The following is a 14,797-nucleotide window of genomic DNA, read 5'->3' as shown; positions in this document are numbered from 1 at the left end:
TGGTGTGCCTCCGACTCACCCTGTGCAATCTCAGTGCCAGGAATGCTACACGCGCACAGTCGATATGGCGATCTACACGAACTCGCGTATTCGCGGGAGCACTGCGGCGATCTCCTCGAACAGGCTCGGCCAACCTCGACGCAGACGAGTGACCCTGCCCGATTCGAGGAAATTTCCGTCGAGAATGTGTGAAACCCGCAGATTCGCTGCAGGTGCGCCCAGCGCGGCCAGTTTGGCGTAGACAGGGTTGCTCGGAAGGTCGTGCTGATGCGAATAGGCGAGCACATCGTCCGCGGACCAGTCCCATACCGGCCCATAGGCCACAGTTCCATCGGTGCGGCGAACCGTCCCCCCGTGGTGTCGACGCTGCTCCGCTTTGTTGCTGCAGCAGCTCGCGCCTTGGCAGCGCTCGCTGATCTCACGTGCGAGAGCGGAGTAGTACATCGACCACCTGCCGGTTCCTTTCCTGGATTCGTCTGCCCGCACGCCCCAGACCTCCCCGTCACCGAACTTGGTGTGCGCAGCCCGGGCAGGCTGCGCAATCAAGGTCTCGAAGCCTCGTGCGGGTACATGAGCCGACGGGCTACCGCCGTGGTCCCATTCCCCGGTCCGGGCCATCACTGTCAGCAGCGTTGGTTCAGCGCGAATGATGTGCAGGTCCAGTCCCAGCTTCGTCGCAATCTGCTCGACGTAGGCGTAGGTCTCGGGGTATTCGAGACCGGAATCGAAAAAGGCTACCGGGACATCTGGGTCCGCCTGGCGGGCGAGATCGACAGCAACGACGGAATCTTTTCCACCGCTGAATGCGACGTACCCATCGAATTCGTCGAGGTGTTCGGCCACGCGATCGACGATCGTCGAAATGTCATGCCGCGAGGATCGAAGGGACCGTAGTCGAGTGAGATCGAGGCCGTCGAAATCGTTGCTACGCACCGCCACAACGATAGTCGGGACACGGACACTTCAGACTGGACAAAGCAGAAGCTGTACCCGAACAGGCGGAATTACCGGTTGCACAACGGCGGTCCGTGGGGCCGCTCGGCAGCAGTTTTCGGGGTGTTCGAGGTGTCCGGTGCCGGTGTTATGTTCGCCCGGATATCGTCCGTTGAATGAGCAAGAGGAAGAGGTGGCGACCGATGAGTCCCACAGAGTCCGACCCAGGCAGCGCGTTGCCCCGGTGGGTGGTCGATCCGTCGGCGGCGAACAATGCGACCGATCAGTCGAACCATTCCGAGCCGGAAGGGGGGTCGGAAGATCGCCACGATGGGCAGGACGGTGACCTCGTCCAGGACTCGGGCGTAGGCCATCCAGAACCCGCCCGTGAACAGCCTGTAGCCAGCGAATTCGTGCCGAACGACGCACCCAAAGTCGCAGCCAACAACGCTGATGAAAACGTGTCGAAAAACGTATCCCAAGCCCGGTCCAAAGTCGCATCAGAATTCGCGCAGAGAGACCGGCCCAGCTCCGCACCCAGCAGCTCCCCCTCGGCGAGCCAGCCCAATTCTGGTGCACATCGACCCACCTCGGAGCCGGCCTCACGGCCGCCGCGCGTCAACGATGGTCAGGCACCAATGCCGGACCGGCCCTCGGCCTGGCCAGGGCAGGGCGGCTCCGCACCCGCTGTTGAGCAATGGCACACCAACAAGTCGGTCGACAGTTCAGCACCGACGTCTCACCCGGAGCCAACAAGCGCCTCCGACTCTCTGGCAGTGACAGCTCATCGCCCCTTCACCTCGCAGCCCGTTCAGTTGGTAGAACCAGTGCCGACAGCAATTCCGACAGCAAGGCCGACAGCAGCTGTTGCCCCTCCGCGGTCGATCGACGAACTGGAGCTGATCCGCCGTGCGCAACTGCCTCCGAGCAAAGGTTGGCGACGGTGGCTCTACCGACTCTCGTTCGGTTCAGCCAATCCCGGACAGTCGCCGGCTGAACTCGAGTACGAGCAGCTCCTGCGCCGCGTACGGCAACCGGTTCGAGGGAACTACAAGATCGCAGTCCTGTCCATGAAGGGCGGGGTCGGAAAAACAACCACGACAACAGGGCTTGGATCGACATTCGCAGCACTGCGGGGCGAGCGCGTCATTGCCTATGACGCCAACCCAGATTTCGGGACGCTCGCCTACCGCATTCACCGAGACAGTGACCGCACAGTGCGGGACTTGCTCGCGGACAAAGAAGTACACAGCTACTCCGACGTACGGAGCTACACCTCGCAAGCGCGAAGCAGGCTCGAAGTTCTTGCAAGCGAGCGTGATCCGTCCGTTTCCGAGGCATTCAACGAGCACGACTACACCGCCGCACTGCGCATCCTCGAACAGTTCTACAACATCATCTTGACCGATTGCGGCACCGGTCTCATGAACTCGGCCATGGCAGGGGTCCTCAAAGAAGCCGACGCATTGGTCCTGGTCTCCTCCGCGGCCAAGGACGGAGCGCGCAGCGCTGGGGCGACCCTCGAATGGCTGTCGCGACACGGCTTCGACGACCTGGTCAAACGCACCGTTGTCGTCATCAACGAATCACGGAAGGGCTCGACGGCCCTCGATGTCGAGCAACTCAAGTCCTACTTCGCAGAACGCACTCGCGCCGTCCAGGTCGTCCCGTACGACGACCACCTTGCCGAAGGCGACACCATCGATCTCGAGTTACTGGGCAAGCCTGCACAACGCGCGTTCGTCGAGCTGGCTGCTCTCCTCGCCGACGACTTTCCTGCCAACGTCGGCCGGCACGCACCAGCGCCCGGCCCGAGTCCTTGGTGAGTTGGACCGTGCCGGTGAAAGTTGGCCTGTCCGTGGTGTCCGGGCGCGCCGTTAGAGTGCAGAGATGGTCGAACTATCAAGGGGCAGTGCGGCGCTCGACGTTGTGACGACCGCCTACAAGGCCGCAACAGGATGCGCGGTTTCGTGGCCACCAGCCGGCGTTTCTGGTGACTCCGCGTGCGCGCGGTGCGGTGGCGCGACAGAAGGTTCCGGACGGCGAGTGCGTGAGACTGTGTCGAGAACGTTCACCGGGTTCGACGGGTGGGTAGACGTTGCGGCTCCTACGATGTGTCACGTCTGCGTCTGGGTGTACACGACAACGGCACTTCGCTCGGACCTCCTGCTGGTCACCAGTGATCCAGTGTGCGCCACAAAATTGTCGAAGACCCGCTTACGTCGCGTTCTGGGACAAGCGATCTCTCCGACGTCCGCCGTCGTGGTTCCGTTACGCCCTGGGCGCAAGCACATTCTTCCTCATGCCCGGTGGGGTCGGGTCGCCGTCGACGACGTCGCGCTTCCATGGACAGAGCACGACGCGGAACGCCTGAGCGCAGTCGTGCGATTGCGACGGCGAGGGTTCTCCCTGGCAGCGCTTGCGCGCGCAGCGCCGGCATTCAGCACGCTCAAGAACATTCCTCATCGAACGTGGACGTCTGTGTTCGCGGATTGGGACAGCCTCGATCCGTGGCGAGAGCGTCCTGTGTACCTCGACCTCGCAGCGACGGCTTCAACGTCAACCAGAGGCACGGCATGACCCCGACCAGAGCTACGACACCGACCCGAACCTGGCTGGACGCAGCGAGCTTTCTGCCGCCCGTCACCGGTGCGGCAGCAATAGCTGAACGACTGTTGTTGCTGCTGCACTACGGAATCAACTGGGACACCGGGTGGGTGGGACGCCGGAGAGAGCTGTACTGGGACCACCACCTGCCAGACCGAGTCCGGGTCGCGACATACACCGGCGGAGCCGACCTCGATCGATGGTGGAGCACCGTGGCAACCGATCTCGAGTCAGCGCCGTCGACGAAAGAACAACGCCTCGAACTATCGGTCCTTCTACGCGAGGAATCGATACCGGTCCTGACCCTCTTACGGGAAAACACCACCGCCCTCGTACTCCGAACACGGATCGTGGCCGAAGCTGTTCAAGCGCGCCGGTCCACCGCAGCGACTGCTACATCGCCCAGGAGGCAGAAGTGACCTCGACCATGCGCTGGCAGCTCGACATCACAGCGGTCTCGGCAATCTCGCACCGCGGTGAACACAGCGCCACCACAACGACCTTGTTCCGGCGCGAAAAAATACAGCAGCCCAACGGTTCCGCAGCCTTGGTTCCGATTGTGTCCGGGAACTCCTTCCGAGGGGCGCTCCGGCGGATCGGGGAGGAGCTATTACGGGACGTCCTCGCATACGAAGGGCTTCTCAGCTTGTCTGCAGCACACACACTTCGGAACGGGGGCAGCCTGACCAAGGTCACCGGAGAGCCGCTGTCCGGCGAACGGCTACACCGGCTCCGTACATTGAACCCACAGGTCAGCGTGTTCGGCGGGAGCGGCGGCGGTCGAATGATCGACGGCTGTCTCCGCGTGGGCAAAGTGATCCCGCACGTCCTCGAAACCGACCACCTCATGAGCCGTCCCGCACCGGACCGTGCTGTCTTGAGCCAATTCGACACCATGGCGCTCGAACGGTACAGCCGGTTCGACGATTCCACCGATCATGACTTCCCCGCAGTCGGCCGAACCGACGCAGCCACCGTCGACGGTAGCTCTCTGATGCGTTATGAGATCGAAACGCTGCCTGCCGGTACACGATTCGAGTCCTTTTTGCGTCTCGATCGCGCAACCGATCTGGACGTGGCCTTCTTCTCCGACGTCGTTGGCAGGTTCGTCGAGTCCGGAACCATCGGCGGGCGTACAGCTATCGGACACGGCCTCGTCCGCACCAGATTCGAGCGGACCCTTCTCGCCGGCGACGAGCCGAAAGAGCTCGACTGGCGAACCCATCTTCGAGAGCGCCGTGACGAGGCGCTGGAAGTCATGGAGGCGTTGACGTGATGAGGCCGTTCGAGGTAAAAGCACACCTGGCGGTCGGACTTGCGCATGCAGCTCCGTGGGCGACGAGCCTCGATGGCTTGCTCGCATCCGAGATGTGGGAAGACGAAAAAGCCGCTGCTCGGGACCGCGGACAGTACCTCGAAGCCGCCGGCCCCGACGAGGTGCCCGCCGATCTGGATCTACCACTCGCTCGGTGCACTCTGGGGGGAGGCGACGACTGGCATTGGTGCGCGACATACGCCTATCCCGAAGACCTGGCCGACGCCCCGGAAATCCATCACTGGAGCGGACGACCCGACCACCGTGCGCTCGAGCAACTCGCGAGGTACCGACCATCGGTCATCTCCGACCGGCAGGGCCGATATCGCGCACGCCAAATGCCGCTCCTACTGACCTCCACGCGGACTGTGCTCTGGAGAGGTGTCGGCGACATCGACCGGGTGAGCGCAACCCTGGCGTCGATCGATGCGATCGGGAAGAAGCGCAGCCAGGGCGAGGGGCAGGTGCTGAGATGGGAAGTGCAGCCCGTCGACATCGATGACTGGTCGGCCGGCCACCTCCATCCGAACGGCCACCTCGGCCGCCTGAGCCCACGCATCTGTCTGCAGGGCAAACCAACAGTCGAAACAGGCGGTTTGGGCCGAGGCGCGATACGGCCACCGCACATGCACCGGTCGAGAATGCGCGAGCTATGCATGCCATGGACACCCCAGTGACCCGTGAACACGCACCGGAAACGTTGCGGGACAGCAACTTGTCGGAGCCGAACGCCATACTGACAACCATGCGAATCCGAACCCTCGATGGTCCACCGCTACCTGCCGAAATCTTGGCCCATGCGGCGCGCGCGGTCGTTCTTGCGGACCTTCTCGCCGGCCAAGACATCACCTGCGGCGAGAAGCCTTCAGCGAGGAGCGACGCAAGTCGAGACGCTTCGACGATCAACCGCGGTTGATCGCGCCGACTGTAACGGGGTAGGCATCACCAGGCAGGTCTGACCGGCGAATCGCGCGTTGATTCACGCTGTGCGGGAGCGTATTCGGTACACCTGCCGGGTCGTGATTCCGAGCTGGCTTGCACTGGACTCGGCTGGGACGTTCTGGGCCGAAAGCGTGGCTATCGTGAGCGCCTGTTGTTGATGCCGGGTAGGCCGGCTCTCTATGGCTGTGGTGTGCTGAAGCTCTTGGCGCTCTCGTGGTGTCTTTCCGCCCCAAATTCCGTGTTGTTCGTTGTACGTCAGTGCATGGGCGAGGCAAGCGGCTCTGGCGGGGCATTCTGCGCAGACCCGCTTTGCTCTGCTGGTTGCTCCACCCGGGGGCGGGAAGAACTCCTCGGGGTCTGTCTGTGCGCACAATGCGTCCGAGCGCCATGACGAAATGTCCGCCGCCGCGGGCGGGGGCAGTGGCGCGGCGATGGCTGTTTCGAGCGGTGTCACGTGTTGGGTCCTTTCTTTCGGGCGACCCGGCCTTTTTCGAGTGGGTTCGACGATATCGAGGGACCCGGACACTTCACGCAGCACACGTGGCGGTCCGGTGCTCTTTGAGCCCGGACCGTCAATGTCCCCGGCACTGAGTGCGCCGGGGACGTTGACGGTTGGTGTGACTGGGTGAAAAGCGTTCTGACGCAGTAAGATTGAGGCGTCCTGTTGTTGGTGAGACTGACCATCTTGCCCATCTTTCGAGGAGTTTTGCGATGCCGGATTTGGCGACTGCGGTAACTGTTGTGGATGCGTGCGGGAGGGCTGGTGTCCCGTCGTTGTTGATCTCGGGTCCGGGTATGGGGAAGTCGAGCCTGGTTCGAGCACTTGCTGCATCCGAGGGGGTGTTGTGCGAAACGGTCTTGGGGTCCTTGCGGGAGCCCGCCGACTTCGCAGGCCTACCGGTAGTCCGTGAGAGTGGCGTGAGATTGGAGGCCCCGGATTGGGCGCGACGGCTACATGCAGAGGGTGGGGGCTACCTCTTTCTGGACGAGCTGACCACGAGTCCACCGGCCGTTCAGGCGGCGATGCTGGCAGTCGCACTGGATTTGAAGGTGGGTGATCTGCAACTGCCGAAGGGGACTCGGGTCATCGCAGGTGCGAATCCGCCCGATTGCGCTGCAGGGGGGTACGAGTTGGAGGCTCCCTTAGCAAACCGCTTCTGCCACATCGAGTTCACGCCGTCTGTCGATGAATGGCTCGACGGTATGGCCACGGGTTGGGCAAGCACGGCCTCTTCGCGTGCGGTGACCAGCGACGAGCAGCGGGAGGCGTTGGTGCGCAGTTCCATCATCGGGTACATCCAGCGTGCGCCCGAGGCGCTCGATGCGTTTCCGAAGGTCGGAGTGCAGACAGGTGGAGCATGGCCGTCTCGGCGCACCTGGTCGATGCTTGCGCGGGTGTTGCCACATCTTTGCGACGACGACAATGCGGCGACCAACGCGGTGGTATTCGGCTTGATCGGGGAAGGCGCGGGTGTCGAATTCCTCGAATGGCGTCGCAAGGCCGACCTCCCAGACCCCGTTGCCGTGATCGAAAACCCCGAGACGGCGTTCGATTGGCGCTCGCGTCCTGATCTGGTGTGGGCCGTGCTGTCCGGCGTGACGGCGTGGGCGGCCTCGCGGGGCACCGTCGAAGCGTGGCGCAACGCCTGGGGTCCGCTGATTGCCGCCGCCGAGGCAGGAGCACCCGACGTGGCCGGGGCTGCGGCACGCACTCTGGCGAAAGCGCGACCGGCGAAGGCCGCTGTTCCTGCGAGCGCGCGCCGGTTTGCGCCGATGCTGGTGGCAGCGGGTTTGGTCGAGGCTGCGGCATGAGCGGCGTGCGTGAGCTCGAGCCGGTTGAAATGCGAGCGTTCCGACTCGCGCGGCTGGTGTCGGCTGAGCAGATGCCGTACTTCATGCGCGCTCTGTTCGCAGCGCAACCCGTGGCGGCACCGGGCCTGGGTACGTTTGCGGTCGACGCTCGGTGGCGGCTGTACCTGGATCCGGATCTGTTGGTCGGGCCTTGCGCGTGGCCGGTGCCGATGGTCGGTGCAGTGCTGCTGCACGAGGTCGGGCATTTGTTACGGGCACACGCCGACCGTGCCGCCGCTCTGGCGAAGCCCATCGATCATCTGGTGTGGAACTTCGCGGCCGACGCCGAAATCAACGACGACCTGTTGGCTGCGGGAGTCAGCCTGCCCGAAGGGGTGATCACCCCTCAATCATTCGGCTGCCTTTCCGGAGACACAGCCGAGCAGTACTACGACTACCTGCGTGACCCGATTGCGCATCAGACTGTCACCGAACTCGTTGGCGCTGAGGGCGATCCGGGATGCGGATCAGGATCGGGGTGCCCTGTGGTCCCCGGTGAACTCATCGGCTCGGGAGAAGTGATCACGGAGGGACTGGACAATGCGGAAGCGGACCTGGTGCGCCGATCTATCGCGCAGGCAGTTCGCGAAGCAGCTGGTACCGGTCGAGGTAGTGCCCCGGCGGGACTGGTCCGGTGGGCAGCTGATGTTCTCGCCCCGCCCACGGTAGCGTGGGATCGTCTGCTACGGGCCGTAATTCGGCGTGCGTTGGCAGAGCAGGCGGGTAGGACGAACTATTCGTACTCCCGTCCCTCCCGCCGCAGACCTCGATGCCGCGATGGGCGAAGTGGCGGGAGTTCTCAAAGCTGGTGGCATAGCACGCGACCGGGTTCGGATTCTGGCGTGTGACGCCAAATCCACTACGGCACAACACGTACGATCGGTCGCTGATGTGACGTTGGTTGGTGGTGGCGGAACCGATATGAGGGTGGGAATCGCCGCAGCCAACGCTGCGCGCCCTGCACCCCACGTCGTCGTGGTGCTGACCGATGGCGATACACCCTGGCCCGACCGGCCCACGAGGTCCCACCTAGTGTGCGCAATCATCGGCGGCGTCCAGGGTAGGGGCGTCACACCGGCATGGGCATCGACGGTGCACGTGCCAGTCGGATCGGGGGCCACACGATGAACGAAAGCGGACCCGTGGAACTGCTCAAGTACGCAGACAGGGTGCTCACCGGCACTGGAATCGCCGCCGCCGATATCCGCATCGTCGTCGCCAGCGCAGCGGCCGACGCCGCCACAATGGCGTTGCGCGCAGGGTGGGAGTGCGCGAGCAACGCCCTGATCCTCGTCGACGGTGACGAGCGATGAGCGTGGAGTGGTTCGACCTCGCGCAACGCCTCTATGCCGCCGAAAAGATGCAACCGGTCCCTCGGCTGGCACATGCCACCTTCAAGCCGTCCAGAGCCGCCGTGGCCGTGCGTGCGGTCACGCGAGGAACAACGCTGGCCGTGTCCGTCGCTCGAGATGGATGCACCGAAGAGTCCGCGCACGACACCGAGGCTCTGGCCCTGCTCGCTCGCAACGGGGCAACGACGGTGGGTACGGCTGAACCGGCCATGCTGCTCACCGATGACGCCGCGACGATACCGAGCCTGCTGGCCCTGGCGCGTGCGCACGCCCACCACCCTGATCCGGACATAGCGGGGGCTGCCGCCATGATCGGATGGTGGGCCGATCGAGCCGACCATCCCGGAACGTCGGCGGTGATCGATCTGGTTGCTGCGTCGTCCTCGCGTCTGGTCCTCGGCACTGCGCCCGACGCCGAGCGAGCGGCCCGAACATGGCGTTCCTGGCTCGGCATTACCGACGAGAGCGTCGCAGGCCTGCATGAGTGGGCAGCGTGCATCGCAACGGGACCGCTGTTGCCGCTTCTCGATCCGATACACGACGATGACCGATACTCCTGGGATCGGACATTGTCGGCCACGACTGCGGGCCACGACTGGTCACGGCCGGACAACTCAGCTAGTGCGGCCATGGGACTACGGACCCGATGCGATGCCGCCGACCTCAAAGCCGCTGCGTTGCTGAGTGATCCACTGTGGCGAGTACGTGCGCTGCATACAGGACACGTGGCCCAGGGCATCGCATCGGTGGCGGCACCGCCGACAGGTTCACGCCGCCGCAACGTTTCGGTGTCGGTGACCTGCGACCGGCTGGACTCAAGGATGCGGGTTGATTCGGCAGTTACGGGATGGGTCGGATCACCGCTCGATCAACCCTTCGAGCGCTTCTCTGCCGACGTCACGTCCGCACAGGTGGTCAACGGCAAACTGACGCTCGGTATCGGGGTGTTCGGAGCGCACGCACCGAACGACGGAGACCAGGTGACCTTGATGCCCCAACCGCCTTCACCGGCGACGATGCGAGCAGGACGGGCGAGGTACTGGAATCTGTACCGCGCTCGCCGTTCCTGGCTTTCGACCGGACAAGCCCCGAGCGCCGTGCGCCGCGAAGTCCCGCTCGATGTCCTGATAGCGGGTGCAGAGGACGCTCCGTGATCAGAAGACGACCAAAAGTATTCATGAACAACACATTAGAAGAAGAACGGGACAACAATGCGTATCGTCGCACCCGGAGCGGACACCCCGAACCCCGACGCAACACCTTTCAAGGGAACCGAACCGTCATCGCCCGCCCATTGGCCCGGATCACAGATCATGGCCGACCCGATCACTGCACGCGTGCTGTTCTCTGTGTGGTCCGGAGACCCCGTTGTCGTCGTCCCGTCACCACCGGGCGCAGGAAAAACTCGACTGGTCGCGTTGCTCGCCGCCGCCTTGGCCCATCGCGCAGACCTACGGGTGGGTATCGCGGCGCAAACCCGAGAACAAGCCGTGGAAATCGCGCGTCGGCTCGGCGCGCTGACAGATCGAGCAGCGTTGATCTGGAAGGCGAAAGCACCCCTCCCCGACAGTGGAAGCACTCCCGTAGTGACAGGACGAAAAGTGCGGTGGTCGAATGAGACTGGCGCAATTCTCATCGGTACCACGGCGCCGTGGCTCTTCTCGGACCCGGACCGAATCGGTGCCGATGTGTTGATCGTGGACGAAGCATGGCAATGTACCTACGCCGATCTGGGGGCGCTCGGCGCGATGGCTCGACAGGTCGTCTGCGTCGGAGACCCCGGACAGATCGATCCGGTGGTCACCGGAGACGTATCGCGGTGGGAGGGCAGCGAGACCGCACCGAACCTGCCTGCCCCCCTCGCTCTGCAAGCAGCTCACGGCGATTCGGTCGGCGTGGTCCGTCTGCGACACACCTGGCGTCTCGGCGCGAGGACAACGGCCCTCATTCAACCGCTGTTCTACCCCGGCCTGCCTTTCACTTCCCGTCGCCCACCGGAGCATCTGACCGATTCCAGCGGCCCCGGCCTGCCCGAACTCGCGCATCGGCCAGTGCGGGTCATCGGAGGCCCAACCGACCCCGTCCTGGCCACACAGTGCGCCCTGCGCGCGCGAGAACTGCTGGACGCCGATGTGACCACACCGGACGGACAGCGGGCCATGACAGCGGCGGACCTGGCTGTCGTCGTCCCTCATGTCACGCAGGCTGCCGCTGTCCGGGCCTTGCTCTCGGATCACCCCGACGTACTGGTCGGCACCGCAAACTCTCTGCAAGGCCTCGAACGCGCCGCCGTTGTCGTGTTGCACCCGCTTGCCGGGTACCGGACAGCCGAGCCGTTCAATCTCGACCCCGGCAGAGCGTGCGTGATGCTCACCCGCCACCGAGCCCACATGACTGTGGTCATCGATGACGCCACCGCCCACGTCCTCGAACACGCCGAACCATCCCCGGCTCACGCCACCCACACCGGCCTGATGGCCGCACTGCACTGCACGCCCGTCGTGTAGCGATCCCCAAAAAGAAAGGCACACAACATGTCCGACACAAGTATCGAGTACAAGGCCGAGCGGCTATCCGGCATCGAGACGCCGAAAGAACTCCACGCATCGGTCGAGGGACGCGAGCGTCCGCGCATCGGCTACACCCTCGATACCCAAAGCCGGGACAACGGTGTTCGAGCGGCCAACGCTGCCGAAGGGCTGATCGCATACGCCAGACCGATCGGCCTCGAAACCGAGGAACTGACAACGGTGTTCGGAGACTTTCTGAGCGACCTGCGGCACCTTGCCGACGCCGTCGGCGTCGATTGGGACGCCGTAGACGAACGCGGTCAAGACCACTACCGCTGCGAGCTGTACGGGACCGAGTAGGGGACGCTCTGGGGAGAGGAGTGAGCGGCGGTTCGGTGCGCCGGGTCGCTGCTCGCCCCAGGCCCGTCCCCGGCACTGGGTGCGCCGGGGACGTTTTCGCTGCTGAGCCCTAGCGAACTCCGGGTCCGGTGGGTAGTGTCCTGGCGTATCGGCTTGGTGGGTGGTTCCACGAAGCCGCGGCGACGACGACTTCTGTTGTTGTCGGCGTTTTCACCAGATGAGCGGACTGACCATCCGACTTCCGAGAAGTGCAGAGGTGTGTCGAATATGAGAGTCCTCGTCCGGATCGACGGTAGGAATCATGTACCTGCGAGCAGTTCGGGTTCGTCGCGATATTGCGTGGTAGCCGTAGCGCGCGGTGTTGCGGGGGTGTTGGCTGTCTTCGCTGCATTTGCCGGCTTGGCTTGGGCTGCACTGCTGCGCCGGACCGACGATGCCGCCATCGACGGAGATCCGCGTCGTGTAGCGATGGTGTTCGCCGTTTCCTCCGTGGCGTGTGCTGTAGCAACCGGGATCGAGTGGCTGCTTCGACGGCGTAGCGGCGCAACGGATGCCAAGCCCGTTCACAGGGCACGGCCACCGAGAGAGGCTGCGTCGCGCCACCACCGGACTGTGAACTCGAATAGTCGGGCGGCAGGGGAGTTCGACAGGCCCGAGCGTCTGGCCGGTGCGACATCGTGACGAGAAGATTCGCCCCCGCACTTCGGATCGAGGTGATCGTCGTCCGCGATCCAGATGGTCCTACCCACATCCAAGTCTTCGTCGACGGTGTTCCGGCTGCAGCAACACAATTTCACATCGACGCAGGAAGGGGATGGACGTGGGGCGACTGGGCCGACACACGAGACTGCGATCTCGCGGTCATCTCATCCGGAGCGCGGGGAGCGCTCGAAGACGCCTACGACGATCCCCCCGGTGGTGACGCCGTCCGCGGCAGGATCGGTGACTGGCTGGACGGCGCTGAAAGATCGGAAAATTAAGCAGCAGAGTGATATAGCGCCGCGTTGTTGGTCGCATAGCGGCACAGAGACCAGTCAGAAATTGATCGACAGACCGACCATCTGTCCCACAGAAACGGGAGTACCCATGCAATCCTCGATCTCGACAACGCGGCCGCCCTCGGTCGACCTCTCACCGCACGCACGAGCTGCCGGCAGTACCGGCTGCAGCTCGAACAGTAAGGCGCACAGCGCCATCGCCAGCGAAGTCCATCGCCGGATGCAACACGGCCTGTCTGAGAGGTACTTTGCTGCTACTCCGAACGCCGCCGACCGCTTCCGACCAACCGTTCCTGACCATGAGCTGACGGACCACGTTTTCGAGGTGGTTTTCGGATTGCGGTGGCGGCAGGTGTTCGACTTGGCGCGCACCCTCGACGTCGAGTCCGATCTGCTGGAAACCGCACCGGAGACGGTCAGCGCCGCGTGGTGGTGCGCACCCGGCTGGCGGAAAGCGACACATGCTGCCCACACGGCGGCCTGCGGCGACAATCGGCGTCACGAACTCACAGCGACCATGAACCTGCTCGGCGTCCTCGGATGCGGGGCTGCCAGAGTCGCTGCCCGCGATGTCGGCCGAGGCTTGGTCGTACGAGATCTGATCGGTTCCGATTTCACTCAAGAGCACTACGACTACCTGACCGGGCCGTGGCGTCGCAACGTCGGCCCGGTCCATCCCGGCGACCGGCCACTAGACCAGTACCAGACGGCCCCGAACTCGCAACGCTTGTGACACCCGGGCGCATATTGCCCGCCCGGTGCAGCCACAGGAGAACGCTCCTGGGTTGCGATTCAGTGGCCGGCTGTCACAGACCTCACCGCCACGCTATCTACCCCGTGCAGGACTGCGTTTGCTATCGCGCTCACTACGAAAGGACTCCCTGATGGACCCACAATCCGGCCGAGACGGCCTCATCCACGACGTAGAGCGCCACCTCGCGGCCGAAGATGGCCGCCGCGAGGCTCGCACTGTTGCGCTTGCATGTGTCGGCTACGTCGTCGGCATGCTCGCGATCTTCAACGGGGCTCTGCCGATCGTGAAGGATCTGGTCACCGTCAGTTTGGTCATCTCCTTGGCCGGCACGTTGCTCGCTGCCTTCTCGGCTCTGACTCTGGCACTACTGCATCGTTGGTCAGACCGTTCGGACCGTAGGCGGCGCGGAAGCTGCGGGCATGCCGACTTGCCGGCGGAGGCGGTTCGATGAGCGCGCGCGGACGACTCCGCATCGCGGTGCCCATCGTGATGGCCGTACTCGCGGTCGGGACGTACACGTTCGGAACGCACGCCGATCCGCTCTCACGACTAGCGGTGGTCAACACCCCAGACCCAGCCGCGGCGAGCACGCCTGTACCCATCGCGCAGCTCCTCGCTCAGCTCGAAACGGTGGACTCGCTCGCAGACGTCGATGGATACGACCGATCCTGCAAGAAGGGCTCAGGGTGCGTGTTCGGCCCGGCGTGGACCGATGACTCGTCCGCCCCTGGATCGCACAACGGCTGTGACACTCGAAACGACGTCCTGGCAACCCAACTGATCGACGTCGAGTTCAAGCCCGGAACCCGCGACTGCAAAGTCGCAGCAGGGATACTCCACGACCCCTACACAGGATCGACGATCGACGACCTCGGGAAGATTCAGATCGATCACGTGTACCCGTTGGCGAGGGCGTGGGACGCAGGGGCGTGGGCCTGGTCGATCGACCAGCGAACCGCCTTCGCCAACGACGTCGACATCAACTTGCTCGCGGTGGACGGACGTACGAATCAGCAGAAGTCGGACAAGGGAATCGACACCTGGCTGCCACCCAACGCGCCATACCAATGCCGTTACGTCACTTCGTATCTCACCGTGGCCGCGAAATACGACCTCGACATCACCAGCGCCGATGCGCGAACAGCGTCGAGCGTCTGCAGCCAATGACCCAACGT

General features: G+C 64.1%; 14 protein-coding genes and 2 pseudogenes. 14 read left to right on the top strand and 2 right to left on the bottom strand.

Features of this window, described 5'->3' with window-relative positions:
- Positions 1-72: 72 nt before the first annotated feature.
- A complete protein-coding gene (locus RFA01S_RS25760) occupies positions 73-939 on the bottom strand; it encodes a phosphoadenosine phosphosulfate reductase domain-containing protein (protein ID WP_015586207.1) in 867 nt (288 codons plus the stop codon).
- Between the two features lie 827 nt (positions 940-1,766).
- Here RFA01S_RS25760 and RFA01S_RS28360 point away from each other — a divergent pair.
- From RFA01S_RS28360 to RFA01S_RS25735, 4 genes and pseudogenes are all read left to right on the top strand, one after another.
- Positions 1,767-2,759: pseudogene (locus tag RFA01S_RS28360) on the top strand (MinD/ParA family ATP-binding protein); the annotation flags it as partial.
- Positions 2,760-3,509: 750 nt separating this feature from the next.
- A complete protein-coding gene (locus RFA01S_RS25745; protein ID WP_015586210.1) occupies positions 3,510-3,959 on the top strand; it encodes a hypothetical protein in 450 nt (149 codons plus the stop codon).
- On the top strand, positions 3,956-4,816 hold the full coding sequence (locus RFA01S_RS25740) for an RAMP superfamily CRISPR-associated protein (RefSeq protein WP_015586211.1): 861 nt from the start codon (positions 3,956-3,958) through the stop codon (positions 4,814-4,816). The genes RFA01S_RS25745 and RFA01S_RS25740 overlap by 4 nt, the downstream gene beginning before the upstream one ends.
- Complete coding sequence (locus RFA01S_RS25735; RefSeq protein ID WP_015586212.1) at positions 4,816-5,532, top strand: hypothetical protein; 717 nt, start codon at positions 4,816-4,818, stop codon at positions 5,530-5,532. Before RFA01S_RS25740 ends, RFA01S_RS25735 begins: the two co-directional genes overlap by 1 nt.
- A 302-nt stretch (positions 5,533-5,834) precedes the next feature.
- Here the strand turns inward: RFA01S_RS25735 and RFA01S_RS28600 are convergent, their stop codons facing one another.
- Entirely contained in the window at positions 5,835-6,251 is a 417-nt protein-coding gene (locus RFA01S_RS28600) for a WhiB family transcriptional regulator (protein WP_072692248.1), read from the bottom strand.
- Between the two features lie 257 nt (positions 6,252-6,508).
- On the opposite strand from RFA01S_RS28600, the gene RFA01S_RS25720 reads away from it, so the two are divergent.
- The 10 genes and pseudogenes from RFA01S_RS25720 to RFA01S_RS25675 all read left to right on the top strand — a co-directional run bounded on the left by RFA01S_RS25720 (position 6,509) and on the right by RFA01S_RS25675 (position 14,789).
- Positions 6,509-7,609, top strand: coding sequence for an ATP-binding protein (locus tag RFA01S_RS25720; protein ID WP_015586215.1), 1,101 nt, complete (start codon positions 6,509-6,511; stop codon positions 7,607-7,609).
- A pseudogene (locus tag RFA01S_RS25715) lies at positions 7,606-8,776 on the top strand (vWA domain-containing protein). The gene RFA01S_RS25720 and the pseudogene RFA01S_RS25715 overlap by 4 nt, the downstream one beginning before the upstream one ends.
- Positions 8,773-8,961, top strand: coding sequence for a hypothetical protein (locus tag RFA01S_RS25710; protein WP_032364835.1), 189 nt, complete (start codon positions 8,773-8,775; stop codon positions 8,959-8,961). Before RFA01S_RS25715 ends, RFA01S_RS25710 begins: the two are co-directional and overlap by 4 nt.
- Positions 8,958-10,154, top strand: a complete 1,197-nt coding sequence (locus RFA01S_RS25705) for a hypothetical protein (protein ID WP_015586217.1) — start codon at positions 8,958-8,960, stop codon at positions 10,152-10,154. The genes RFA01S_RS25710 and RFA01S_RS25705 overlap by 4 nt, the downstream gene beginning before the upstream one ends.
- Positions 10,155-10,211: 57 nt before the next feature.
- Entirely contained in the window at positions 10,212-11,507 is a 1,296-nt protein-coding gene (locus RFA01S_RS25700) for an AAA family ATPase (protein WP_015586218.1), read from the top strand.
- 27 nt (positions 11,508-11,534) lie between these two features.
- Positions 11,535-11,870, top strand: coding sequence for a hypothetical protein (locus RFA01S_RS25695; RefSeq protein WP_015586219.1), 336 nt, complete (start codon positions 11,535-11,537; stop codon positions 11,868-11,870).
- 677 nt (positions 11,871-12,547) lie between these two features.
- A complete protein-coding gene (locus tag RFA01S_RS25690; protein ID WP_032375878.1) occupies positions 12,548-12,850 on the top strand; it encodes a hypothetical protein in 303 nt (100 codons plus the stop codon).
- Positions 12,851-13,193: 343 nt separating this feature from the next.
- Positions 13,194-13,601, top strand: coding sequence for a hypothetical protein (locus tag RFA01S_RS25685; protein WP_032375879.1), 408 nt, complete (start codon positions 13,194-13,196; stop codon positions 13,599-13,601).
- 151 nt (positions 13,602-13,752) lie between these two features.
- Positions 13,753-14,073 (top strand): hypothetical protein, encoded by a 321-nt coding sequence (locus tag RFA01S_RS25680; RefSeq protein ID WP_015586223.1) that lies wholly within the window; start codon positions 13,753-13,755, stop codon positions 14,071-14,073.
- Positions 14,070-14,789 carry an HNH endonuclease family protein gene (locus tag RFA01S_RS25675; protein ID WP_015586224.1) on the top strand — a complete coding sequence of 240 codons (720 nt, stop codon included), beginning with the start codon at positions 14,070-14,072 and terminating at the stop codon, positions 14,787-14,789. Before RFA01S_RS25680 ends, RFA01S_RS25675 begins: the two co-directional genes overlap by 4 nt.
- Positions 14,790-14,797 lie beyond the last annotated feature (8 nt).

The sequence above is a fragment of the Rhodococcoides fascians NBRC 12155 = LMG 3623 genome (assembly GCF_001894785.1).
Lineage (GTDB): Bacteria > Actinomycetota > Actinomycetes > Mycobacteriales > Mycobacteriaceae > Rhodococcoides > Rhodococcoides fascians.
Note: the sequence above shows the minus strand (reverse complement) of the source record. Positions and strands in the feature narration are given on the sequence as shown.

Excerpts from the sequence above, each read along its gene's own strand:
- RFA01S_RS25745 (WP_015586210.1), top strand. The coding sequence starts at position 3,510 with ATGACCCCGACCAGAGCTACGACACCGACCCGAACCTGGCTGGACGCA.
- RFA01S_RS25735 (WP_015586212.1), top strand. The coding sequence starts at position 4,816 with ATGAGGCCGTTCGAGGTAAAAGCACACCTGGCGGTCGGACTTGCGCAT.
- RFA01S_RS25720 (WP_015586215.1), top strand. The coding sequence starts at position 6,509 with ATGCCGGATTTGGCGACTGCGGTAACTGTTGTGGATGCGTGCGGGAGG.
- RFA01S_RS25710 (WP_032364835.1), top strand. The coding sequence starts at position 8,773 with ATGAACGAAAGCGGACCCGTGGAACTGCTCAAGTACGCAGACAGGGTG.
- RFA01S_RS25705 (WP_015586217.1), top strand. The coding sequence starts at position 8,958 with ATGAGCGTGGAGTGGTTCGACCTCGCGCAACGCCTCTATGCCGCCGAA.
- RFA01S_RS25700 (WP_015586218.1), top strand. The coding sequence starts at position 10,212 with ATGCGTATCGTCGCACCCGGAGCGGACACCCCGAACCCCGACGCAACA.
- RFA01S_RS25695 (WP_015586219.1), top strand. The coding sequence starts at position 11,535 with ATGTCCGACACAAGTATCGAGTACAAGGCCGAGCGGCTATCCGGCATC.
- RFA01S_RS25680 (WP_015586223.1), top strand. The coding sequence starts at position 13,753 with ATGGACCCACAATCCGGCCGAGACGGCCTCATCCACGACGTAGAGCGC.
- RFA01S_RS25675 (WP_015586224.1), top strand. The coding sequence starts at position 14,070 with ATGAGCGCGCGCGGACGACTCCGCATCGCGGTGCCCATCGTGATGGCC.